The 23,772-nt window shown below is 58.1% G+C and carries 23 protein-coding genes; 10 read left to right on the forward strand and 13 right to left on the reverse strand.

Annotated elements, in window-relative coordinates; translation table 11 throughout:
• Nucleotides 1-619: 619 nt before the first annotated feature.
• The 4 genes from L7A15_RS10175 to L7A15_RS10190 form a co-directional block, all read right to left on the reverse strand.
• The gene (locus L7A15_RS10175; protein WP_237189555.1) at nucleotides 620-1,441 is read right to left on the reverse strand and encodes an exonuclease domain-containing protein; all 822 of its coding nucleotides are present in this window, start codon (nucleotides 1,439-1,441) and stop codon (nucleotides 620-622) included.
• 161 nt (nucleotides 1,442-1,602) lie between these two features.
• Nucleotides 1,603-2,028: a hypothetical protein gene (locus L7A15_RS10180; RefSeq protein ID WP_237189554.1), complete on the reverse strand. Its 426-nt coding sequence runs from the start codon at nucleotides 2,026-2,028 to the stop codon at nucleotides 1,603-1,605.
• Entirely contained in the window at nucleotides 2,010-2,468 is a 459-nt protein-coding gene (locus L7A15_RS10185; RefSeq protein ID WP_237189553.1) for a hypothetical protein, read from the reverse strand. Before L7A15_RS10185 ends, L7A15_RS10180 begins: the two co-directional genes overlap by 19 nt.
• A gap of 55 nt (nucleotides 2,469-2,523) precedes the next feature.
• Nucleotides 2,524-2,976, reverse strand: coding sequence for a prevent-host-death protein (locus L7A15_RS10190; protein ID WP_237189552.1), 453 nt, complete (start codon nucleotides 2,974-2,976; stop codon nucleotides 2,524-2,526).
• A gap of 219 nt (nucleotides 2,977-3,195) precedes the next feature.
• Between L7A15_RS10190 and L7A15_RS10200 the strand changes: the two genes are divergently transcribed.
• A complete protein-coding gene (locus L7A15_RS10200; protein ID WP_237189551.1) occupies nucleotides 3,196-4,131 on the forward strand; it encodes a restriction endonuclease in 936 nt (311 codons plus the stop codon).
• A 69-nt stretch (nucleotides 4,132-4,200) separates the two neighbouring features.
• On the forward strand, nucleotides 4,201-4,623 hold the full coding sequence (locus L7A15_RS10205) for a DUF6508 domain-containing protein (protein ID WP_237189550.1): 423 nt from the start codon (nucleotides 4,201-4,203) through the stop codon (nucleotides 4,621-4,623).
• Nucleotides 4,624-4,698: 75 nt separating this feature from the next.
• Here the strand turns inward: L7A15_RS10205 and L7A15_RS10210 are convergent, their stop codons facing one another.
• Nucleotides 4,699-5,496 (reverse strand): ImmA/IrrE family metallo-endopeptidase, encoded by a 798-nt coding sequence (locus L7A15_RS10210; protein WP_272878658.1) that lies wholly within the window; start codon nucleotides 5,494-5,496, stop codon nucleotides 4,699-4,701.
• A gap of 406 nt (nucleotides 5,497-5,902) precedes the next feature.
• On the opposite strand from L7A15_RS10210, the gene L7A15_RS10215 reads away from it, so the two are divergent.
• From L7A15_RS10215 to L7A15_RS10235, 5 genes are all read left to right on the forward strand, one after another.
• Nucleotides 5,903-6,697, forward strand: a complete 795-nt coding sequence (locus tag L7A15_RS10215) for a MerR family transcriptional regulator (protein ID WP_237189548.1) — start codon at nucleotides 5,903-5,905, stop codon at nucleotides 6,695-6,697.
• 110 nt (nucleotides 6,698-6,807) lie between these two features.
• Nucleotides 6,808-7,026: a hypothetical protein gene (locus L7A15_RS10220; RefSeq protein WP_237212482.1), complete on the forward strand. Its 219-nt coding sequence runs from the start codon at nucleotides 6,808-6,810 to the stop codon at nucleotides 7,024-7,026.
• 52 nt (nucleotides 7,027-7,078) lie between these two features.
• Nucleotides 7,079-7,333 (forward strand): type II toxin-antitoxin system Phd/YefM family antitoxin, encoded by a 255-nt coding sequence (locus tag L7A15_RS10225; RefSeq protein WP_237189547.1) that lies wholly within the window; start codon nucleotides 7,079-7,081, stop codon nucleotides 7,331-7,333.
• Entirely contained in the window at nucleotides 7,330-7,596 is a 267-nt protein-coding gene (locus L7A15_RS10230; protein WP_237189546.1) for a type II toxin-antitoxin system RelE family toxin, read from the forward strand. The genes L7A15_RS10225 and L7A15_RS10230 overlap by 4 nt, the downstream gene beginning before the upstream one ends.
• A gap of 183 nt (nucleotides 7,597-7,779) precedes the next feature.
• A complete protein-coding gene (locus tag L7A15_RS10235; protein ID WP_237189545.1) occupies nucleotides 7,780-9,993 on the forward strand; it encodes a phospholipase D family protein in 2,214 nt (737 codons plus the stop codon).
• Between the two features lie 90 nt (nucleotides 9,994-10,083).
• Here the strand turns inward: L7A15_RS10235 and L7A15_RS10240 are convergent, their stop codons facing one another.
• From L7A15_RS10240 to L7A15_RS10270, 7 genes are all read right to left on the reverse strand, one after another.
• Nucleotides 10,084-11,346 carry an FAD-dependent oxidoreductase gene (locus L7A15_RS10240; RefSeq protein ID WP_237189544.1) on the reverse strand — a complete coding sequence of 421 codons (1,263 nt, stop codon included), beginning with the start codon at nucleotides 11,344-11,346 and terminating at the stop codon, nucleotides 10,084-10,086.
• Nucleotides 11,347-11,512: 166 nt separating this feature from the next.
• Nucleotides 11,513-14,845 (reverse strand): fibrinogen-like YCDxxxxGGGW domain-containing protein, encoded by a 3,333-nt coding sequence (locus L7A15_RS10245; RefSeq protein ID WP_237212484.1) that lies wholly within the window; start codon nucleotides 14,843-14,845, stop codon nucleotides 11,513-11,515.
• Between the two features lie 240 nt (nucleotides 14,846-15,085).
• Nucleotides 15,086-15,415, reverse strand: coding sequence for a metal-sulfur cluster assembly factor (locus L7A15_RS10250; RefSeq protein ID WP_237189542.1), 330 nt, complete (start codon nucleotides 15,413-15,415; stop codon nucleotides 15,086-15,088).
• 34 nt (nucleotides 15,416-15,449) lie between these two features.
• Entirely contained in the window at nucleotides 15,450-16,208 is a 759-nt protein-coding gene (sufC, locus tag L7A15_RS10255) for a Fe-S cluster assembly ATPase SufC (RefSeq protein ID WP_185172967.1), read from the reverse strand.
• A 29-nt stretch (nucleotides 16,209-16,237) separates the two neighbouring features.
• Nucleotides 16,238-17,485, reverse strand: a complete 1,248-nt coding sequence (gene sufD / locus L7A15_RS10260; RefSeq protein ID WP_237208810.1) for a Fe-S cluster assembly protein SufD — start codon at nucleotides 17,483-17,485, stop codon at nucleotides 16,238-16,240.
• A 3-nt stretch (nucleotides 17,486-17,488) separates the two neighbouring features.
• Nucleotides 17,489-18,946 (reverse strand): Fe-S cluster assembly protein SufB, encoded by a 1,458-nt coding sequence (gene sufB / locus L7A15_RS10265; protein WP_237189540.1) that lies wholly within the window; start codon nucleotides 18,944-18,946, stop codon nucleotides 17,489-17,491.
• 107 nt (nucleotides 18,947-19,053) lie between these two features.
• Nucleotides 19,054-19,830, reverse strand: coding sequence for a helix-turn-helix transcriptional regulator (locus tag L7A15_RS10270; RefSeq protein WP_237212485.1), 777 nt, complete (start codon nucleotides 19,828-19,830; stop codon nucleotides 19,054-19,056).
• Between the two features lie 245 nt (nucleotides 19,831-20,075).
• Here L7A15_RS10270 and L7A15_RS10275 point away from each other — a divergent pair, with 245 nt between their 5' ends.
• From L7A15_RS10275 to L7A15_RS10285, 3 genes are read left to right on the forward strand one after another with little or no spacing between them, the layout of a single operon-like run.
• Entirely contained in the window at nucleotides 20,076-21,110 is a 1,035-nt protein-coding gene (locus L7A15_RS10275) for an ABC transporter ATP-binding protein (protein WP_237208754.1), read from the forward strand.
• The gene (locus L7A15_RS10280) at nucleotides 21,107-21,892 is read left to right on the forward strand and encodes an ABC transporter permease (RefSeq protein ID WP_237208755.1); all 786 of its coding nucleotides are present in this window, start codon (nucleotides 21,107-21,109) and stop codon (nucleotides 21,890-21,892) included. The genes L7A15_RS10275 and L7A15_RS10280 overlap by 4 nt, the downstream gene beginning before the upstream one ends.
• A 34-nt stretch (nucleotides 21,893-21,926) precedes the next feature.
• Complete coding sequence (locus L7A15_RS10285; protein ID WP_237208756.1) at nucleotides 21,927-23,066, forward strand: COX15/CtaA family protein; 1,140 nt, start codon at nucleotides 21,927-21,929, stop codon at nucleotides 23,064-23,066.
• Nucleotides 23,067-23,128: 62 nt separating this feature from the next.
• Here the strand turns inward: L7A15_RS10285 and L7A15_RS10290 are convergent, their stop codons facing one another.
• Nucleotides 23,129-23,464: a hypothetical protein gene (locus L7A15_RS10290; protein ID WP_237212488.1), complete on the reverse strand. Its 336-nt coding sequence runs from the start codon at nucleotides 23,462-23,464 to the stop codon at nucleotides 23,129-23,131.
• Nucleotides 23,465-23,772 lie beyond the last annotated feature (308 nt).

Below are 23,772 nucleotides of genomic sequence, written 5' to 3' on the forward strand. Positions count from 1 at the left end.
GCTGAGGTCTAGGCCTTGTTCTTTGGCTTGGGTGATGAGGTTTTGGGCGAGTTGGTGTTCTGTTGTCATGGTGTTATTTTCTCCTGTTGGGGTTGGGAGGGTTTACACCGTTTTCCTGACAGTCCCATACTTTCAATTCAGCACAACTAGGTAGCACAAGAGATCCACCTCTTTGATTTAGAAAGTAAAACTTCTTGTTGTGAGAACTCTTGGATAATTACCAGAAAAGGGAAGTTACATACCTTCTTTCTAGGCTATTCGGATAAATCGTAAATCCAGAGAATGCCCAGCGAGTTCTGGATGAAAAGAAAGAGTGGCTACAAGACCTCTTCCCACTGTTAAAATTTTCGAGAAAAGTTAGAAGAATCTTGAGTTCTGAAATTCAAGAAAATTGCCCACCTGGAATAGAGATTGTTTAGGAATCGAAATTATTGAAATTACCACAATAAGCAATAACAATATTTTAAAAGAGTTCCAATAAATAGGAAAAACCAGGTGCGATAGCACAACAAAATGAAATTCTTCACCCCTGGTTGAGGTTGCGTTGCTTCATACTCTTCATTCTTATGGAGCAATCCATATAAAGCAAGGGGTGCCTTACAGCTGATACCCCACCAAGCTAATTTTCGTTTAACAACGCCAGCAAATCTGGTTCTCCAATCACCGCAATCCGCTGGCCGGCTTCAATCAAAGAAATAGCCTTAAGTTCCTTACGGTTCTCACCCAGCAGAGGCGGCATGCTTTCCACAGCCCCGGCACCTATTACTAAAACGGTGGTTTTCTTCGTCACTGACTTTGCAATAAGGCCACCAGCAGCCTCAATTGCAGCCCAACACTCCTCACGAGTCATAGCGTCAAGCCCACCCGTCAAGGTAAAAGTCTCCCCCGCGATGCCCTCCGGCGCAGGGGCCACCGGAACAACAGACGGAACATTATTTCGTCGCACCTTACGAGGCACCGGAACGCGGTCAGCGCGAATCATGCCTGAACTAGTTGGCCCACCCCAAGCGTCCTCAACCGAAGACGCACCCACAAGCTCAACCAAACGTAAAGCAACCAATGCAGCCATCAAGGAATCTTCGCCAGCCTCATGATGATGAAGCTGCTCTAGCCCAAAGAACTCAGCCAGAACGTCAAGACGGTACTGATCTAGCCCCGCAATCAGGCCAGTCTTACTCAACCTACGAGACAAGCTCAATGTGCAATAAAAATCAGGAGCTAACTCATCAATACCAGCAACCTTATTGGCATGATTCCACACAGACCGGTCAAAACCCGAGTTATGAGCAATCACAGGCAGATCGCCGATAACTTCCTGCATTTTCTGGCGAGTTTCAGCCCAACTCACACCATCAGCCTCAACCATTGCAGGAGTAATACCGTGGATACTCACGTTTAAGGGGTGAAAATCAGCAACAGACTCATGAGGCTTCACTACCACGATACAGTCTCAACAACTTGGCCGCCCCTCACCACCGTCAAACCAACTGCACAAGCCGAAGCCCGGCTCGCATTCGCAGTCTCAAAATCAACGGCAACAAAATCTACAGAAGCGTTAGGCACAGTACAGTAGTCTTTCTTGGGTAAAGCGGATAAGTGGTTTCAAGCCACAGTCAAAGTGGCTACTGAATTGATTCTCGTTGCAAACTCAGAACCAGTGACAGCGAAGTTCTGACCTGGAGTTTCATCCATAGACTTCATCCAGTCCAAGGTGGTCACCTCTGTAGAGATATCGGTGTAGGAGCTAGTCTTAACTTCTGGGCTGTTCCACACCAGGTTACGCGCAACAATTTCATTCCCGTTATCGGTTACCAACACGACAACAGGAACGTTTAGCCGTTCGATCCGGTGAAAAGTTAGAGCTGCGGACTCTTCAGCAGCGGCAGGAACCACCGTTAGTTCCGCTTGTTCAGGAGAGTTTTCCATGACCGCCTCAACGAATGCCTTGCCTTCGACGGTTGTTCTGGCGGCCCGGCTGAATGACGCCGCCAGCTGGGCCCTCTTCATGATTATTTTCTCGGATGCCATTCTCGCCACCTTTCAAACGCTTCACCAATAACGTAGCTACAAGCTTCATCATACGCTTCGTGGCTATCCTCAGCACTATTTAATACTCGAATGCCCCGAGCAGGTAGCTTCTTTTTAGGCCTCAGATAATCACCAACATGGTAGTGGAAGTTCTCGTGAGCTGAGCATGCTCTAATCACATCAACCACACCTTTTAAAGGTGAATGGTAGGCCATTAATCCAACGCTGAAATTTACAACTAAAGGACTATTCTTAGAAAAAGAAGAGCACGTAATATGCCTGTCGATTGCCTCCAGTTGCCGTTCCTCATCCAAGTGATACCTGATCGCCGGCGTGGTCTCTATGCATTCCTCGCACCGGCTGTGGAACTTTGTTCCTGGAGTAAGATTCTGATGACCTGCCATCTTGCACCACCTCTCGAATATATCTTCGATTATCATAGCAATATTAGACAGGCCCTTACTTCCGCTAATGACGAATAGCGCAATAAGTTTTTCAAGGAACCTCTAAGTTCACAGGCTCAGCCAACCATTCAGGTTCCACTTCATCTAGCCCAGCAGCTAGAGCAGTTGCGGACTCAAACCAGCTCGTTACCCCTACCAGTAAAGTCTTTGGCTGGTTGGTAGCAAAAGCAGCTCTGGCGGTGTCGATCAGTTCACGGGCGCAAAGCTCACGGTCCCCAGTATCGAGCGCTAACATCCAGGGGAAAACAGTGGCCATACGTTCAGCCAGTGAACCACCCTCAAGTGTTGTTGCAGCAATAATCTGAGCTGCAATTGCAAACATGTCGCGACGCTCGTCTGCCTCGTGCTCAGTCATTAGCACCAGGTTTTCACCATCACGACGGGTCACAAGAACAGGCTGAGACTCAACCGCTTCAAAAACTGGTTTGGGGTTGCGGCTCAGCTCTGAGGAATTGAAGGTTCGAGCGTAGGTATGTGCAGACATAGCAATAGACTATTCAGACATAGTTCTGAAAACAAGAGGATGGTCAGGAACTCCTACCAAACCCAGTGCCACTCTCGTTGAGCTCACTTTGACTGCTTCATAGTCCATACTTTTTGCTACCCCTCCAGCCAGCGGGGGCAAATCAAAACTAGACTTATCCTCGTAAGGTACACCCATACGTGCCCTGTAGTGCTAGCCGAGTAAGGTAGGTGTTTTCTGTTGGTTGATGAAGTTCCCACGACCGACGAGTTCCGTCCAGCCGTATTGCGCGTACTCTCCGACGGGAAAACCATGAGTTTTGCTGAGCTTTGCCAAACTACAGCCGACTATCTCAGACTCAGCCCGAACGCTCGACAAGAGTTGCTACCCAGCGGCCAACCCAGATTCCGCAATCGAATCAACTGGGCATGTTCAGCCCTAGTCAAAGCCTCACTAGTATCACGACCAGAACGAGCCATGTATCGAATCACTGAAAACGGTTTGAAGGTCAACGCTAGGGACCTGAAATCTTACAGTGAAAAAGATTTGTTGGAGTGGCCCCAGTGGCAGGAATATCAGCAAGAAATTGCAGAGCGTAAAAACTCAGAGGTTTCCTCGCCTGCCGTCGCTGAGCCTGACCTAGAGTCCGACTCTGACCCGTTCGAACAATCTTTGGAGCTCACCCGCAGATACAATGCTTCAATTGAGACTGAGCTGCGGAGCAAGCTACAAGAAGCAACACCGGCCTTTTTCGAAAAGGCAGTGGTCGACCTTCTCTGGGCTATGGGTTACGGTGGCCCTCATGGCGAACGAGAACACGTTGGTAGATCAGGAGACGGCGGAATAGATGGAGTCATACGCCAAGACGCTCTGGGCCTAAACAAGGTTTACATTCAGGCTAAAAGGTATGCCGATGGGAACTCGGTTGGCCGTCCTGCTATTCAGCAGTTCTTCGGGTCACTCTCCTCTCGTGGCGCTGACCGAGGCGTATTCATCACGACCTCCCGTTTCTCCGAGGAAGCTAAAAGGGAAGCAGAAATCTATAAGACTATCGTCCTCATTGACGGTATCCGCCTGACCAAGCTCATGCTGGAATATAAGGTTGGTGTGCAGCCCGCCCAGCATTTAATACTCTTCCAAGTTGATGAAGACTATTTCGACTCAGATCTGATGTAGTGTGGCAGAAATCAGATTCGTACCTGATGAGACCTGGCCTGCTCACACCTTATCTGGCTTAATAGGTACATGGGAATTAGAGACAAAAAAACTGCTGAACAGCTTTTCGACGGTATTACCCTCATGCACCGCAACCTAAAAGATGGTGTAGAAACAAACCCCGCTGAGGACTCCCCCGCCCGCCTGGGATATTCGGAAGTTCCCCCGTGGCTGTGGAACGGAATCTCTGACGCCATGACCTTCCTGTCTGACGTCATGGGTGTTGGCTCCGAGCCTTACAGTAATTGGCTGAAGAACCACCAGGACCCCGCCCCCATTGAGGAATGCGACCTGGCTGACCTCACCCTCTACTTTTACATGGCTGGCAGGGGTGAGCGGTTCAGTGAAGGCACCATCGCTGGCTTCGTTAAAACAGGCAAACTGCTCGCCATGACCGAGCGTTTCTTCGAGCTAGTGCCCACCCTGCCAGAAACGGACCTGCGGCAGAAATAGATCCGTCAGCAACCCTGGCAAGACAACAGCCGAAATCGCACATACACCGTAACTTTCAACAAATCGAGGTGCAACTTAACGAACCACCCGCAAGGCCGGGCGTCCGCTCTCACCATGCTTTTCGCTCTTGCCCTCCCCCTGCACAAGGCGCAACCGAGTACTAAACGTCAAAGTCAGCACATCATCAACCGGCACCGCAAGATCAGTAGCAATACGCTCAGCCGTCACAGCACCGCCCTTATCAGCTGCGAACACCTGCGGGAAAAGCCTGGACTGCTCAAAGGCTCCCATGCCCTCGGGCTCCCCGTCCCTATACCCCCGGCGCGTCAGCTCAATACACACCTTGCGGTAAATCCAATCAGTCATCCGCCCAACCTTATGCAAAGTAGTTGCCAAGGCAAAAGCAGATACCTGAAAAATGTACTTAGCCTCTACAAGATCGTCCACCGAAGGATTCTGAGGAAGATACTCAGCCAACAGCGACTCAGGCATTAACAGGGCAGACGCGAACTCATCCGCCTCGCGCTCCTGCACAGCCGAAGATTCATCAACAGGAGCAAACCGGTGCAGCACAAGATGGCCCAGCTCATGAGCAATATCGAACCTAGCACGCTCGGGAGTCTTCTGCCGAGCAATAAAAATAAAAGGCTTACCCTCATGCCAGAGCGAGAAAGCATCAACCTGCATGGCAGCGTCTGGAAGCACCATCACACCTATACCCCTCGACTCGCACAACTGCACCAAATTCGGTAGGGGCTTAGTACCTAGCCCCCACTCTTCACGAATCAACTGAGCAGCTACCCTTGGGGCTATTCCCTCGAATGAGGGCACGACAATAGACGGTAGGGTGAACTTATCCTCCACCCACTGCATGACCTCAATACCGGTAACGCCTGCTGCAACGGCAGAATCACGCGCACTGCGAGTAGCAGCACGGCCAGCCCTAAAATTTACACCGTCAACCTCAACCGCAACCTGCGGCTGGCGTGAAAAATACTCAACCGGGTATCCAAGAACTTGAGCTAACTGACTGACTGCAGAATCTGGCGCACCCTCTTTTTCATATTTTTGAGTAGTACGGTCAGTTACCCCTAGCACCTGTGCCAAAGACACACGGGTATGCCCCGCCTCTTACGGGCGAGGGCAACACGCTCAGGGTAACTGCTATGCAATCTGGAACTCAACGTCTCCGCCACCAATATCAGGAATTTTGCTACGGTCAATATCTAACTTAGTTCGAGCTTGACCCTCACGCCACGTTAGACCCCACAATTGAATCATGAAGGATCAAGAAACCCTCTTCACGGTAGGGGAAGTAGCGCAGGCTCTCGGTGTCACGGTACGCACCCTGCACCATTGGGAATCCCTCGGGCTCATTGCCCCTGCTGAGCGTACCTGGTCGAATTATCGGCTGTACACTCCCGACGATATTGCGACCCTGCAACGGATCCTTATCTACCGGGCAACCGGCATGAAACTCACCGACATTAAAGAAGCCCTGGCCAGTAGCTCAACCAGCCTGGAACACCTCCGCAGGCAACGTCAGGCCCTCATTGACCAGCAACAGCAGCTTTCCGCTATGGTAGCTGCTATCGACACCCTCATGGAGAACGAAATGACGAACAAGAAACTCACCCCCACCGAAATTGGTGAAATCCTTGGCGATGCCAACTTCGCCAATTACCAGGCAGAAGCTGAGGAACGCTACACCGGCACAGACGACTGGGCCATCAGCCAGCAGCGCACCGCAAACTGGAGCCAGGCCGACTGGGCCGCCAGCAAGGAACGCTTCGCAGACATCGACAGCAAACTAGCGGACGCCGTGCGCTGCAACCTGCCGACGGACAGCGCCGAGGCGGGCAAGCTCGTCCGCACCCACCGCCAGGTACTCAGCACCTTCTTTCCCGTCACCCCTGCCAAGCACTACCTGATCTCACGCGGTTACGTTACGGATGAGCGGTTCACCAGCTACTACGAGTCCCAGCAGCCCGGCCTAGCCCAGTGGCTGGCCAACGCTATCGAGGCCGAGGCTGAACGTGCCGGAGTAGACCTGGCCAACCCCAGCTGGGACTAACAACCGCCTCGTCCCTAACCGAACGTGCGTCATTTCGCTGAGCGTGCATCGACCATGCGCACGCTCAGCGATATGGCGCACGCTCGTTGTACCGCCGGTAAACTGAGACTATGAAAACCCCTTTCACTGACCCGCCCCTAACCAGCTCCGAAAAAGAGCTGGTGTTTGGCTATATCCGTTTTCAACAGGGGATATTCTTGCGTAATCTCCGGAGCGCGGACGGCACCTGTCTGGGTGAGAGTGTCCTTGCAACTCTCCTGCTCCCCAACAGCATGACCCTAGCCGGTATGGCCGGGCACCTCTGGTTCGTTGAGGACTGCTGGCGGTAAAAATTCTTGCTCAGCCATAGCCCTCACCCTGTACATAATGTACATTTAGTACATGACAACAACCACTGGAACAGCAGAATTTCGCCAGAACCTCGGCCACTACTTTGATGAAGTACAGCGAGAGCCCATTGCCATCGAAAGCAGAGGCCGCCGCCGAGCCGTCCTTGTCTCCCCCGTCTTTTTCGATCAAGCACTCGAAGCACTCGAAGACAAACTTGATGCTGCAAAAGCCCGTCAAGCCCGCCAAGAAGAAGACGAAATCCCTTTTGATCAGCTCATGGAAGAGATCGGCATTAAGCTTTCATGACAGCTAACTACTCAGTTACCTTCAAACCTTCTGCAGCAAAAGAACTGCGCAAAATCAATAAAAACGATCAGACCCGCATTGCCAAGAAAATCCAAGAGCTTGCCTCAAACCCATACCCGCCAGGGACCAAGAAAATTGTTGGAGGAGACGGCGAACTCAGGCTTAGAGTTGGCAACTACAGGGTAATCTACGCTGTCGAAGAAGGACGACTCATCATCTTGGTTCTAACAATCGGTCACCGGCGAGAAGTCTATAAAAATTAGAAAACGGACTCTTCCAGCTTGCGATATCAACCAAGTTCGGAAAACCAGCGACTAAAAGTTTTCATTATTCATTTACCAGTCATCTTCTCGCCATCTTGCCGCCATTTATTTCCTGTTCAAATTAGCCTGCCAGGCTAGTGGGGAACCACACCTACCCTTCCCTACAAGCTGAAAGGCAGTCTCATGCTCACCGTCTTCGACCTCAACGCCCGCACTATGCTCTACGGGCCGGACTTCTGGGAGCTCACGGCAGGTTACACGGAGTTCCACGGGGTCAGTTTCGTCTCTTCCTTCGATACGATCAGCCAGCTCAGCCAGAGGTTTGAGCAGGTCAAGCTGATTCTGGGCCTTGAAGAAGCCACGACCAGCGGCCTGCTAAGGCAGATTTTTGACCCAACCCGGCGCGTCCGCGAACTAGAAACCGCCGGCGAGCCCCTGCTCGATGCCCTCGAAAACGGCCGCGTCCACCTCAAATACAACGCTGATAAGCTTTTTCACTCCAAATACTTCATCCTCACCTCAGCCGACGAGTTTGCGATTCTCACCGGGTCCATGAACCTTACCCGGGCGGCCATGACCCAGAACCACGAGCACAACACCCTCTACCGGGGCCGCTTCGACAACCCCACCGACGCCGCCTACCTAAGCGAATACACCGGGCTCTTCACCCAAAACTTCGAGGTGGAATCCACCGACTACCTTGACCGCGCCACCGTCCGCAAGTTCCGGCAGGCCCCCAGCGCCGGGCACCGCACCCAAATCATCGACACCCGCCTGATCCAGGACGCCAAGCGCCTACCAGCCGAACACCGGGAAACCATCGGCCAGCTCCTACGGCAGGAAAAATCCCCGGGCGCCACCCCCGAGGGCGTGACCACAACCTACCAGCTGGGCGACCCCGTCGTCCTCCACACCCTCAAGGCAACCTACACCGCCACCGGCACTCCTAGGGCCCCAGAAACCGCCGCCAAGGCCCTGCAAACAATTCACCTCAAGCAACGGCAGGCCAGGGACAGCGAGGCCCAGCCTCTCACCGGGGCCCAGCCGCGCTGGGTTGCCAGCGACGACGGCACCCTCCTCATCAACCACGAGGGGCAAGACCTCACCCCGCTGACGGACGCAGACGTCACCGCCCGCGACGCCGCCACCTTCGTCGACATCATCCTCTCCTACCGGGACAACAAGATGCGCGATGAATCCCACCAGGCCCTGAGTGCCTTCCTCTTTGCCATGACGGCCCCGGTACTCTGGCGCATCCGCCACCTGGTTATGGAAACCGGCGAAAATCCCGACAAAATCCCCGTTCTCCTGGCTATCTTGGGGTCTGGTTCCTCGGGGAAAACCACCATGGTTGACGACTACCTCAAGCCCTTCATCGGTGACTACTCTCCCCTACTGGCTGAAGAACTGCTCAAAACCACCTACGGCTCTAAAACCGGGTCCATCAACTATATGAACAGCTACATGGAATCGGGCGAAGTCTCACCCCTCATCATCGACGAAGTGGGCACCCAGTTCCTGAACGGGGCAACGGTGCAGGGCAAAATCAAGCACTGGGCCAACCTGCGCTCCAACGGGTTTGAGGGCCCGCAGGGAACCATCATTTTGACCTCAAACGCCGACGGGGCTGTGCTGCAAGAAGCCATCAAAAAACGCGTCTGGTACATCTCTATTACCAGCGACTACAAGCCCACTGACCAGCAGGTCTATAACTTTACGACCCTGGCTGGCTCGGTCAATGACAGCCTCTACCGCCATGTGGTGTACACCCTCAACCGCCGCCTGGACCAGCTGAGCCCGGGTGAGGTTCAGCGGTTCGTGAGCAATTGGGTCTGGCTGACCGCCGAGATTCTGCAAGAAACCCTGGCCTGCTTTGGGCTAGAAACGGCCTTTCCCGCCAAATTGTTCACCCCTTATAGCTACCGCGACGAAATCGCCCGCGGCATCATCACCGACACCATCCACCAGGCCCATGCCAAGGACGCCCTGGCCTTTAACGCGCACAGCCCCGGGGTGGCGTCCGTCCTGCGCTCTGCCTGGGAGGCAACCGGCACCTTCAACAAGACCCAGAAAGAAGAGATGATTGAATTTCGCTCTATTCTGCCCGCCGACTGCGTTTTAGAAGCAACCCCTAAGGCCATCACGCTGAACATCGAGCGCACTGACGCCTATCTGGGCGAGCCCCTGCTAGCCGGCTACCGCGAGCGCAGCCCGCTCAATGTGGTCACCAAAAACGAGCATGCCCTTGCCCTGCTCGAAGCGCAGCGGGAGCGGGCTGAGCGGGAGAAGGCTGAGCTGAGGTTAGAGATAGAGGCTGAGCGGGTTGCTTTGCTGACCCGGCAGGTTCAGGACGCCGAAGCCCGCTCGCGCGGGTGGGGGCGGCTGTGGCGGCGGTAGGCTCCGCTGCGCCTGAACCGAGCGTGCGTCATATCGCTGAGCGTGCACCTATCGGGCGCACGCTCAGCGATTTGGTGCACGCTCGCTCGCCTAAGCCAGCAGCGCGTTGAACACCTCAGAGGTCGAGGGGTGGGTGTAGATGCCCTCACCGACCGCAGCGGCCGGGATCTTCTGGGTCATAGCTAGGGCTACCGTGTTGATGAGCTCCTGGGAGTCAATGCACCAGAGAGTGGCACCCAGAATCTGGTTGGTTTCTTGATCGAGCACGAACTGGGCGATGCCCTCAGGTCGGCCCATAATCTTGGGGCGGGGCACAATCGCCAGGTCAGCGATTTTTGACTCACGCACCTCAATTTCGTAGTGAGCACCAGCAGCCTCAGCGGTGAGCCCTACAGTTGAGAGCGGCGGGTCAATAAAGGTGGTCGTGGGCAGCAGACGACCGGTGCGGGTTCGGGAACCATCGCCCCAGCGGTCTGAGAGCACAATACGGTGGTCATCATAGGACGCGTAAGTGAACTGGGGTGCGCCGGTTACGTCCCCGACCGCGTAGATACCTTCAACGCTGGTGCGGCAGTGGTCATCGACCTCGATTCCCTTCTCGGTGTACTCGACCCCGGCAGCCTCAAGATTGAGCCCGGAAACTACAGGGCGGCGGCCAATCGCAACCAGAATAGCCTCATCGTCAAGCTGCTCGCTAGCCTGTTCAACTGCAATACGCTGGTCAACGATGTTAATACCCTGGTTCTCCAGGTGCTTGCGCACCGCCTGGGCAATGTGCCGGTCGAGGGCAGGTAGGAAGTCCCCTTCCCCCTTGTAGATGGTGACCCTGCTACCAAAGCCAGAGAACATGGTAGCGAACTCTAGACCAATCGGCCCACCGCCAACTACGGCGAGAGAAGCCGGGGTGCTCTCAAGCTGCTGAATGCTGGTGGAGTCGTGCACGCGTCCGCCCACCTCAACACCCGAGCTAGCCCCGGTGTTAATAATGATGGTTGAAGCGCTCACCTGCACCTGCTCACCCACCTGAACAGTAGAAGAATCAAGGAACCGGGCAGCGCCATCTAGAAGCAGTACGCCCTTGCCTTCCACCATCTTCTGGTTAGCGGCGTTCAAGCGGTCGATGAAAGTATTGCGGGCGTCGCGGGCCCGGGTGAATTCCCGGTGGGCGTGGGCCTGTTCCAGTAAGAACTTGGTCGGTACGCAACCAATGTTGATGCAGGTGCCGCCGTACATGGCCGGGTTCTGCTCCACCAGCGCTACCCTGTCGCCGGCAGCAGCCCGCTTCATCGCAATGGTCTTTCCGGCCTTGCCAAAACCAATCACCAGTACATCGACGGTGAGCTGTTCCATCATGACTCCTCTATGTTTCTTAGGGGTTTACCCTGCCTACTTTACTCCCGGCAGGCGTCCACCCCGGGCACCTGCCCAGCTTTTTCGCGCAGAAAAAACTCCCCGCGCCTCAACGCTATACGTCTAGGAACAGGGAGTTTTCAGGGGCTAGCTCGGTTTTAAACCTGCGCTATCGTACCTCGCCAATCATATCGAAGCTGGTGGGGGCTCCTGCGTAGTTGGAGTTCACCATGACCGCAATGGAGTTCTTACCCTGACGCAGTTCATGCGCGGGAATCGAAATAACCAGAGGGGTCTTGCGGGCAACGCCGAAATCTACAGCGCGGGTTGCTGTGTAGGCGGGGGTGGCCCCCAGCAGGAGGTTCTGACGGGTGTACTGCTTGCCATTGACCCAGAGCATCATGCCGTCATCCACATAGGTGGTCAGGACGAGGTTCTGGGCAGGAGCCAGGGACAGGTCCAGTTCCTTGCGCAGCATCATAGACTTGGGCTGGTTGCGGGCATTGAACTGGTAGGAGGTCTGCAGCTCAGGCTGACCCCAACCTACAGAAGAGTAGGTCTTATACCAGGTGGCAGTGTTGTACTTGTAGTCGGTCTGACGCCAGGTGCGATCCAGGCCCTTCCAGGGGTCAAGCCCGAAAGCAATGTTCCAGGCGTCCCCAGAGAAGATAACCTGCTGGGCACCGGGTGCCGGCTGTGCAATCGGGGCAATCGGGGCAGGGTTCATGAAGGCTACACCGTTTGCCGGGTTATCAGCGATCTTCTGCTCGACTGGTACTGCAGCTTCCTCAGCTGCTTCTTCCTGGTCAACAATCTCAACCGGGGCTTCTTCCGCCGGGGCAGGGTCAGCAGGTTGGTCTTCGACAGGAGCAACAGGTTCGTTAGCCTGGTCAGCAGGTTCACCTTCAGCAGGAGCTTCAGGCTGGGCTACCTCTTCAGCAGGGGCCTCTACCGGGGTTTCCGGCTGGGGCTGCTCGACAGGAGCTTCCTCAACGGGAGCCTCCACCGGGGCCTCTTCAACAGGGGCCTCTTCTACCGGTTCTTCAGGGGCAGGTTCGCTGACCTTGGGGGCAGTGGCAACCGGGGTGGTTGCTGAGTAGTTGCCGTTGGTGTCAGCAACGCGCACGAAGTAGCGGGCGTCATCGGTGGCGGGCAGGGAGAGGGTGGTGCTGGCGGTGGAGGCGATGACGCGGTTGTTCCGCAGGATCTGGTAGGTGACGCCGCGTTCGGACACGCCGGTCCAGGTGAGGGTATCGGTCTTACCGTCGGTGGTGACGGCCAGGTTTGAAGCGGTTGCCGGGGCGGTGACGTCACGCGGGGCGAAGCGGGCAAAGCCTACGGTCTTCTGCACCCCGTTGTAGCCCAGGGAGGAGGTGATATCGCCACCGGCCCAGAGGGTGCCGGTTGAGTCGACGAAGGAGGCCCAGACGCCGTGGCCACGGGCACCGCGCAGGTTAGGGGTGAAGTCCTTGAGGAACTGGCCGGTTTCTGCATCGTAGGCCATGAGCAGGCGGACGGCCTGGACGTCGGTGAAGGTGGAGTCGTTCCAGGAGCCGACGTAGTTCTGGGCGCCATTGTAGGCCCAGTCGCCACAGTGGCAGGCAGCGTAGAGGACCCCGTTATTCAGGTGCAGATCCTGGTAGTCACCGCCACCATGAGTCAGGGTGGAGGTCAGTCGTCGGCTGACGTTGTTCTTGTCGTACTGGGCGACCATGTGCTCAGCGCCACCTGCCCAGACGGAGGAGTTGGTGGTCTGAACATCGAACTGGAAGCCGTCACTTTGTTGCGGGGCCCATTCACGGTAGGAGAGCTTCCAGGTCCAGTCCTGGGCTACCTTACCGTCGGTGGTGTTGAGGTAGGCCAGTTTCCAGGAGCGCTTGTTGTCGGTGACTGTGGTGAAGTAGCCGCCGAGTGCAACGCCGTTGTCAGACGGGGAGATCCCGTTGACGGTGCCGTTGGTGATGGGGCGCCACTTCCAGTCCACTGACTTGTTGGAGATCAGGAAGCGGGCAGCGTTCTTGGAGTAGGCGTAGGTGGCTGAGGTCTTGCCCTTGACGTGGGTAAAGGAGCCACCGATGTAGACGTAGTTACCGTCCACAGCAATGGACTTGACGACGGGCACGCCCCCGGCATTGCGGTTGACGACATCCCAGCCCAGGGAGGTGTCGACCTCGCCGGTGACGGGGTTGAGCACGACGAAGCCGTTGGCGGGCTGTCCGTTGACCTGGGAGAATTCGCCGCCGACGCCCAGCAGGCCACCGGGCAGTTCAGCCAGGGCCTTGATCTGGCCGTTGAAGGTGGGGCGGAAGGAGCGGACGAGCTCACCGGTGTTGACGTCGTACCCAGCCAGGAACTTCTGCTCTACCTTTTCACCGGTCTGGGCATTTTCAACCCAGGCGAAGTCACCACCGGTGAAGACGGTGTTACCGACCTGGGTGATGGCCTGAACGAAGGTGTTCAGTTCGCCGGTTTTGCCGGTTGCAGTCTGGGCTGCGGTGCGCCAGGTGACGCGGGAGGAGAAGCTGGCGGGGAGGGCTCGCTGGGTGGAGCCGGGCAGGCCACCATCGGCGATGTCCTCCAGCTTGAAGTCAGCCTGGGTCAGGCGGGGCTTAATCAAAACCTGGGAGAAGGGCAGAGCGTTGCTGCCACCGTTGGTAGCAGACCAGAGGTAGCTGGTCGGTGAGTTGCTGCCGGTAACCCCTGAGCCGTAGGAGAAGCCAATCTTCCAGGCCTGGTTCTTGGTGCCAACAAAGTTGATGTTGTTGAAGCGGTTATCCAGGCTGTTGATTCGGCCGTCGACCCCGTTCTGGTTGGCGTCAGCGCCCATGGAGCCGTTGGAGGGGTTATCGTAGGCCACGAAGTCGTACTTGAGGGTGGCGGAGAGGGCCCAGGACCAGTCCTGAACCTTGGAGGGCCGCAGGTAGACGTTTTGCATGGCGCTGCCTGCGTTGTTTCCTGCACGACGCACCAGGGTGCCCTCCTGCATGGTCTGCAGGTTGAGGTGGCCCATGAGGGCGTCAACGGTCTTGGCAGGGAGCTGAACCGGGGTGAAGGCATCGGTACCATCGGGGTTCTGGGCTAGTTCTGCCGGGTTGCCCTTACCTGCGTAGTCTTCGGTCCAGCCCTCACGGCCTCGGCCGATGAGTACCCAGCCGCCCTCGTGGGTTTCCTGGTCACAGTAGAACTGGGCAGGAGCGTCCATCTCGGGGGTCCAGAGCCAGTAGGTGCCTGACTTGGATTCGGGGTCATTGAGCTTGATCTCGTAGCAGGACGCCGCAGCGGTCTGGCTGGTGAGGCCATCGGGCACATACTCATCGGTTGCGGTAGCCCCGGGCAGGACGGCAACAGCGGTGGCAAGGGCCAGGGCACCGACGCCGACCTTGGTGACGGTGTTGGGCTTGCGCCAGGAGAAAGGCTGCTTAAACTGCGAGCCGACCGCCGCCCAGAAGTGACGCGCGGTTGACTGCTTCGGCTCCCCAGCCGAAGGGTTCTGGTTATTCATATATTCCTCAAATGTGTGCGAATGGAGCAGGAAGAGGCACCTAGCTCCAGTATCGAGTGATCCTTACTAGTCTAAAACAAGTAGGCCATTATTAAAGGATAAACCCTGCCCCTTGAACCTGTGGCTATGACCACCTCCAACCGGCTGAACCGGCTTATTTATGACAAGGACGCCGCCCGCCCCACCTCCTGCCTCAAGGCAGGTGAGGGGGCAGGCGGCGTCCTGACCTAACAGCTGATGTTAGATGTTGAAGCCCAGGGCCCGCATCTGATCGCGGCCGTCTTCAGTAATGCGCTCGGGGCCCCACGGGGGCATCCAAACCCAGTTGACGTGCCACTCATCAATCATGGTTTCCAGGTTCTGCTGAACCTGTTCCTCAATGACGTCCTGCAGGGGGCAGGCGGCGGTGGTGAGGGTCATGTCCAAGACGAGGGCGCCCTCGTCGTTCCAGCGCATGCCGTAGAGCAAACCCAAATCCACGATGTTGACGCCCAGTTCGGGGTCAATGACGTTCATGAGGGCTTCCTCGATGACTTCTTGGCTGGGGGCACCAGCGGGTGCTTCTGCCATGGTGTTACCGTCCTCTCGGTAGAGACAGGTAGCCTTACTTGGCTGCCAGGTAGCGCTCGTAGCCTTCTTCTTCCAGGCGGTCTGCGAGCTCGGGGCCGCCCTGATCTACCATCTTGCCGTCCACGAAGACGTGAACGAACTGGGGCTTGATGTAGCGCAGGATGCGGGTGTAGTGGGTAATCAGCATGACGCCCATGTCATTGGCCTGGTGGGCGCGGTTAACACCTTCGGAAACGACCTTGAGCGCGTCGACGTCCAGGCCGGAGTCGGTTTCGTCGAGAATACCGAACTTGGGCTTGAGCAGTTCCAGCTGCAGGATCTCGTGGCGCTTCTTCTCACCACCGGAGAAGCCCTCGTTGACGTTACGGGAGATGAAGGCGGGGTCGATGGAGAGGTTCTCCATAGCTGCCTTAACGTCCTTGGTCCAGGTGCGCAGGGCGGGAGCTTCGCCGTCAACAGCAGTCTTGGCTGAGCGCAGGAAGTTACTCATGGTGACGCCGGGGATTTCGACGGGGTACTGCATAGCCAGGAAGAGACCGGCGCGGGCACGCTCGTCAACGGACATCTCGGTGACGTCTTCGCCGTCGAGCAGGATCTCACCGGAGTCAATCTGGTACTTGGGGTGGCCGGCGATGGTGGAGGCCAGGGTGGACTTGCCGGAGCCGTTGGGGCCCATGATGGCGTGGATTTCACCGGAGTTGATGGTGAGGTTGACGCCCTTGAGGATGGGCTTGGTGTTTTCGTCGTCCAGAATAACGGAGACGTGGAGGTCCTTGATTTCAAGGGTTGCCATAGTTTGTTTCTCCTGTAAAAGGTAAAGCTTTAGTTGTTGGAAATCGCGAGTTCAGCTTCGAGGGCTTCGGTGAGCTGGTCTTCCAGCTCGGGAATGCGGATCTGCTGAATGATCTCGTTGAGGAAGCCGCGGACGACCAGGCGGCGGGCTTCAGCCTCGGGAATACCGCGGGCCTGCAGGTACCAGAGGTGCTGCTCGTCGAGCTGGCCGGTGGTGGAGGCGTGACCTGCACCCTCAATCAGACCGGTTTCGATTTCGAGGTTGGGCACGGAGTCAGCGCGGGGGCCGTCTTCGAGGATCAGGTTGCGGTTGAGCTCGTAGGTGTCGGTACCTTCGGCTTCCTTCCCGATCAGGACGTCGCCCACCCAGACGGAGTGGGCTGCCTTGCCCTGCAGGGCACCCTTGTAGGTGACGCGGGACTTGCAGTTGGGCACGGTGTGGGCCACAAAGAGGCGGTTCTCAATGTGCTGGCCGGCGTCGACGAAGTAGAGGCCGTACATCTCGGTTTCAGCGCCGGGGGCGGTGAACTTGGTGGAGGGGGTGACGCGCACCAGGTCGCCACCGAGGGAGATGTTGACGTGCTTGAACTTGGCGTCGCGGCCCAGGGAGGCGTACTGGGCTGAGGCGTGGATCGCGTCGTCCTCCCACTGCTGGACGGTGATGACGGTCAGGTCTGAGGAGTCGCCCACCTTGAATTCGACGTTCTGGGAGAGAACAGCGGAACCGGTGTGGCGCAGCACGAGGACGGCCTTGGAGAAGGGCTTGGTTTCGACGAAGAGGTGCTGGGCGGCGGCGTCCTTGTGGGTGCCGTTGACGGTGACCTCAATGGTGGATTCCAGCTCAGCCTCAGCCGCTACGGTGATGGCGGTAGCCTCGGTGAAGTTGCTCCAGGCGTTGGCGGCAACGCGGTCCTCGGGGATACCGGCGGTACCGATGCGGGCGTCGTCACGGGAGATGGTTTCAACCTCAACACCGGCGGGTGCCTTGACCTCAACTGCGGGGGCAGCCCCGGTGAGGACGTCGGTGTGCAGGCCGCCCAGGCGCTTGAGCGGGGTGAAACGCCAGTCTTCTTCACGGCCGGTCAGGGCGGCGAAGTCTTCGACCTTGTAGGAGGTCTTGCGCTCGGCGCGGGAGGCGTCGATATCGACCTTGTCGGTGTTGTGCTTGGAGACGCGGATGGTGTCGTCGGTGGCCAGCTCGGACGCGAGCTTCTCACCTTCCTGGTCCATACCGGGAATCGCGGGGTTGTTGTGACCCTGGTTTTCTGCGTTAGCCATAATTTAGCCTACGGATCCTTCCATCTGGAGTTCGATCAGGCGGTTGAGTTCAAGAGCGTATTCCATGGGCAGCTCGCGGGCGATCGGCTCCACGAAGCCACGAACGATCATGGCCATTGCTTCGTCCTCGGGCAGGCCGCGCTGCTGGAGGTAGAAGAGCTGCTCTTCTGAGACGCGGGAGACGGTTGCCTCGTGGCCCATGGTGACGTCGTCCTCGCGGATATCGACGTAGGGGTAGGTGTCTGAGCGGGAGATGGTGTCGACCAGCAGGGCATCACACACTACCGAGCTCTTGGCGTGGGAGGCACCCTCGCGCACCTGCACCAGGCCGCGGTAGGCGGCCCGGCCACCGTTACGGGCCACAGACTTGGACACGATGGTGGATGAGGTGTTGGGGGCGATGTGGACCATCTTGGAACCGGTGTCCTGGTGCTGGCCCTCACCGGCGAAAGCGATGGAGAGAGTCTCGCCCTTGGCGTGCTCGCCCACCATGTAAACAGCCGGGTACTTCTGGGTGACCTTTGAACCGATGTTGCCGTCGATCCATTCCATGGTGGCGCCCTCGTGGGCGATTGCACGCTTGGTCACCAGGTTGTAGACGTTGTTGGACCAGTTCTGAATGGTGGTGTAGCGAACGCGGGCGTTCTTCTTCACGATGATCTCAACGACCGCTGAGTGCAGGGAGTCGGTCTTGTAGATGGGGGCGGTGCAGCCCTCGATGTAGTGGACGTAGGAGCCCTCGTCCGCAATGATCAGGGTGCGCTCGAACTGGCCCATGTTCTCGGTGTTAATACGGAAGTAGGCCTGCAGGGGGATCTCGACGTGAACTCCCGGGGGAACGTACACGAAGGAGCCACCTGACCACACAGCGGTGTTCAGGGCTGCGAACTTGTTGTCACCGGCAGGAATGACGGAGCCGAAGTACTCTTCGAAGAACTCGGGGTGTTCCTTGAGGGCGGTGTCGGTGTCCAGGAAGATAACGCCCTGGGCTTCGAGGTCCTCACGGATCTGGTGGTAGACAACCTCAGACTCGTACTGGGCGGCAACACCGGCGACCAGGCGGTTACGTTCAGCTTCGGGGATACCGAGTTTCTCGTAGGTGTTACGGATGTCTTCGGGCAGTTCTTCCCAGGTTTCGGCCTGGCGCTCGGTGGAGCGAACGAAGTACTTGATGTTGTCGAAGTCGATGTCCGAGAGGTCAGCGCCCCAGGCGGGCATGGGCTTGCGGTCGAAGAACTTGAGGGCCTTCAGGCGAAGGTCCAGCATCCATTCGGGTTCGTTCTTCTTGGCTGAAATGTCGCGCACGACATCTTCGTCAAGACCACGCTTTGCAGCCTGGCCTGCTTCATCGGAGTCAGCCCAACCGTACTCGTAGGTACCGATACCTTCGAGTTCGGGGTTTGCCTCCAGAATCTCTGAAATGACGGTGTTGTTGGCGGTGCGCTCAACCTGTTCAGTCATTACGGCCTTTCTTGGTGGGTTGGGGTTCACAGCGGTGGCTGGTGCCGTGCAGTGAATTCTGTATCGTCTGCTCCCGGTGCCGGGCGGCAGCCGGGGGCAGATAAAACTTAGGGGGTGGTTTCGTCGTCCTCGGGGGCAGAGGGCGGGGCGGCAGACCGGCCCAGGGGGATGTGGGTGGTGCAGACGTGGGCACCACCTGCCATGGTCGAGAGCCTTCGCACATCGACGCCGAGCAAGTCAGAGATGATCTCGGTTTCCTGGTCGCAGAAGACGGAGAAATCTGCAGCCAAATCTCGGACCGGGCAGTGGCCCTGGCAGAGCTGAATGGAGGCGAGCAGGTGGTCAGGCAGGCGAACCCGCCCCCCGACCGTCGGCGCCATCTCCTGGGCCGAAGCCACAAAGCCGTCGCGGGTCATAGCCTCAGCAAGAGCCTCAGCCCGGGCGGCCACGTCGTCCCCGGCTGCTTCAACCACGGGGCGGTAGCGTTCTGCCATCTCGTGGGCACGGGCGCTGGCGAACTGGCGCAGGGCCTGCTCACCGACGGCCTGCTGGAGCATGGTCAGGGCGTCACGGGCGATATCGAGATAGTCATTACCCAATTCAGTATGCCCCTGGGGGGCAATGACGTAACGGCGGGCAGGACGTCCTGCCCCGGCCCCGTGCTGACGGTGGGTAGCAACCTCAATGAGCTTATTTTTTTCCAGGACGTCAAGGTGGCGGCGGACTGCCGCAGGGGTAAGACTCAGGAGCTCACCCAGTTTGGCCGCAGAAACAGGGCCATGAGTTAGAACTCCTTGGAGCACCCGGTCTCGGGTGCGTTCCTCTGTTTCCGCAGGGCGCGCGGGTCTAGTGGACACAGTGCTGCCTTTCTCTGCCGAATACACAAGTAAAGTATGTCGTAATTAGGGCCTGCGAGGCTAGTAAGGGCAACCTATTTCCCGCACCCCAACACCGACTCTTATTGCGAGTTACTCATAATAACACGATTGGCTGAACAATAACCCGAGCCCCATACCCCCTACCACTAGGCACCCTACCCAGCCCGCCCACCCGTCCACACCACCAAGAAACCCTCAATCCACCCACCACCTACGCCCAGAGCGCACACGAAACGGACTAGAATAGACGGGTGACTACCCACCCCAATGCCACCCCACCGGCCCCCCAGCCCAACGCCGCCACCCCCACCGACCCCGCGGCGCTAATCATTGACAACCTCGTCAAAGATTTCAAACCCACCAAAGACTACGCCCGCAAACACCCCGACGCCCTCACCCCCCAGGGCCTCAAACGGGCCGTCAACCACCTCTGCCTCGAAATCGACCGTGGCCGCGTCACCGTCCTCCTCGGAGCCAACGGGGCCGGAAAAACCACCACCCTCGCCTGCGCCCAAGGACTCCTCAAACCCGACGCCGGATCCGTCACCCTCCTCGGCCACCAAGCCTGGGGAGCCGACCCCGAACTCCGCGCCCGCGTCGGTATCATGCTCCAAGACGGCGGCCTCCCCCCGTCCGCCCGCCCCATCCCCCTGCTCAAACACATCGCCTCCATGTACGCCGACCCCCTCAACGTCGAGGAACTAGCCAACCGGCTCGGCATAGATACCTTCAACGGCACCACCATCCGCAGACTCTCCGGCGGCCAAAAACAGCGCGTCGCCCTCGCAGCCGCCATCATCGGCCGCCCCGAAATCCTCTTCCTCGACGAACCCACCGCCGGGCTCGACCCCCAATCCCGCTCCGTCGTCTTCGACATCATCCAAGAACAACGCGACGCCGGAGTCGCCGTCGTCCTCACCACCCACCTCCTCGACGACGCCCAACGCATAGCTGACTACGTCTACATGATCGAAGAAGGCACCGTCGTTCTTGCCGGAACCATGGACCACATCCTCAAGGCAGGGAAGGACGGCGACCGCACCCTCACCTTCACCTCACCGTCCGGCATCACCATCGACACTATTTGGCCCACGGGCAACTCCCTCCTGCACCTGACTGAAGGGCCCGAATGCCACTACCAACTCACCGGCCCCCTCACCCCCCAGCACCTCGCCGACCTCACCGCCTACTGGGCAACCCACAACCTCATGCCCGGCGAACTCAGCCTCGCCAACCGCTCCCTCGAAGACATCTTCCTCGAACACTCAGGGAAACACATCCGATGAACCAGCACCCCCGCCACGCCCTCCCCCACCGGGCCGCCAGCCTCAGCCGCCGCGTCCTCGCCCAAGGCAAGTACGAAACCCTCACCATGCTCAAAAACGGCGAGCAACTCATGATGACCCTCGCCTTCCCCCTCATGGCCATCGTCGCCCTCAACTACACCAGCTTCCTCGACCCCTGGGCCGAAAAATACGGAATCAGCCGAATCGACATCGCCATGCCCGGAGTGCTGGCCCTCTGCGTCCTCTCCACCGCCCTCACCGGCCAAGGCATAGCCACCGGCTTCGACCGCCGCTACGGGGTCCTCCGCTTCATCTCCACCACCCCCCTCGGCAAGGGGGGCCTGGTGGCAGGCAAGGTCATCGCCGTCCTGGCCGTCCTAGCCCTCCAATACTTCCTGGTCGGGGCAGTCGGGCAACTCCTCGGCTGGACAGCCACCATCCCCGGCGTCCTGCTCTCCCTACCCACCCTGCTCCTCGGCGCCGCCTGCTTCACCTCCCTCGGCCTGCTCATTGCAGGCACCGTCCGGGCCGAAGCCACCCTCGCCATCGTCAACATGGCCTGGGTCGCCCTAGCCTCCGCAGGCGGAATCCTCCTGCCCACCGACCGCTACCCCACCTGGCTCGGCGGCCTCATCGACTTCCTCCCCTCCGCAGCACTCGGCAACGCCCTGCGCGGAGACTTCACCCAGCACGAACTCCTGCTCATCCCCCACCTCATCCTGATCCTCAGCGCCCTCGTCTTCGGCGGCCTAGCCGTCAAACTCTTCAAATGGTCCGCCTAACCACCACCTGCCCCCAACCGTGAAAGAAAGCAGCATGCCGACCCCACGCCCCACCCAGGCCAGCAGCCTCGGTGAAAAACTCGTCCCGCCCACCTACACCAGCTGGATCAAAAAGACCGCCTGGGCCCTGGCCATCGCCAACATCTTCCTCGTCATCTCAGGCGGAATCGTGCGCCTCACCGGCTCAGGCCTAGGCTGCGACAACTGGCCCCGGTGCACCGCTGACTCCTGGACCACCACCCCCGAAATGGGCTTCCACGGCATTGTTGAATTCGGCAACCGCATGCTGACCTTCGCCCTGGTAATCGTCACCATCGTGGCCTTCCTGGCTGTCCTCCGGCTGGTCTTCCCCGAGCGCGTCACTTCCAGGTTCTTTATCAAGAAGCTCCTGGTGGGGGCCCGGGCCCATGAGTCCCGCTACGCTGACCTCTTCAACCTTGTCCTGCTCCTACTCTGGGGCATTCCGGTGCAGGCTGTTGTCGGAGGTATCTCAGTGTGGCAGAGGCTCAATCCCTGGATGATTACCGCCCACTACATGCTCTCAGCCCTCATGATCATGCTGGCCGGTATCTACCTCAACCGCGTCTACCGCTACTTTGAAGGCACCGCCGCCCGCGAGGGCCTGGTTGCTTCTGAAGGCCAGCAGGCGGTTCTGACCGGGCGGACGGACGCCGTCCCAGCCTCCCCAGCTCAGGGCACGGACGCCGGCGCCCCAGCGTCCGCCCATCTCATGCGGGTTCTGGGTTGGGTTGGGGTCCTGCTGGTGGTGGGCCTCATGTTTGCCGGAACGGTGGTGACGGGAACCGGCCCGCACGCCGGTGACCCCGAAACCCACCGTCACGCCTTTAACCCGGTGTGGGTTACTCGTGTTCACGGTTCCCTGGTCTGGATTTACTGCGCCTCGGTGCTTGCCTTTTTCCTACTGTGGAAGAAGAACAACTGGGCCCCGATCTTCGGTAGGTCCTTGGGGCTGGTTCTAGCTGTTTTGGCCTACCAGGCCGTGGTGGGTTACACCCAGTATTTCAATGGGCTGCCGATCTGGTTGGTTGAGATGCACCTGCTGGGCTCGGGTCTCTTCGCGTTGGCGGCCTCGTCCTTGTTTGAGCGCCAACTGACCCTCTCTTCCCCAGCCGCTCGGGCAAAGGCAGCAGACCGCGTCCTGCCCCAGAAGTAGGTACCATCTAAATCGGAAAAACCCACCAGCCAGGTGGGTTTTTCCGATTTAAATGGTCCTTTCTAACGCTCTAACAGGTAACGGATTTCTGCCACAATCTCAGACCGCCGAGTCATCACATCAACCCACCGATACCGACGCACCACCCACCCTGCATTTTGCAACAAAGATTCCCGACGGCGCTCAGACCACTCAACTTCGCTCCTAGGGCCAAAATTCTCGTACTTAATCTCCCCATCAAACTCAAGAGCGATCATCGAATCAGGGTAGGCCAAATCAAGCCTGAATCTCTGCCCCAGCAGATCTACCTCAAACTGCTCCACCGGAGCCGGCAACCCCGCTTCAACCAAAACCAGGCGAAGCAGACTCTCCCCCGGGCTCTCAGACAAGGGACTCATCAGCGCCCGCACCCTGCGACACTTACCCGAGCCCCACCCCGCAACAGAAGAAAGTTCATGGGACAGCTCCTCAAGACCGACCAGCCCCTGGTTCAAAGCACTATCAGCAATAACAACCGCCTCCTCCCGCGGAAGATACCGGGCGCAATCAACCACCGTCTGAACCTTTCCTGTCACCCTGAACGGGACTGTCAGATTAACGGTGTAAACCCACAACAAATCTAGCGACCAGCCACCTGCGGCAACCGATCACCAAAAACAATAGCAAAAGCATTCAACGCCGGCTTCCACCGAGTCATCCACCGCCG

This window comes from Rothia nasimurium, from assembly GCF_928391935.1.
GTDB lineage: Bacteria > Actinomycetota > Actinomycetes > Actinomycetales > Micrococcaceae > Rothia > Rothia nasimurium_D.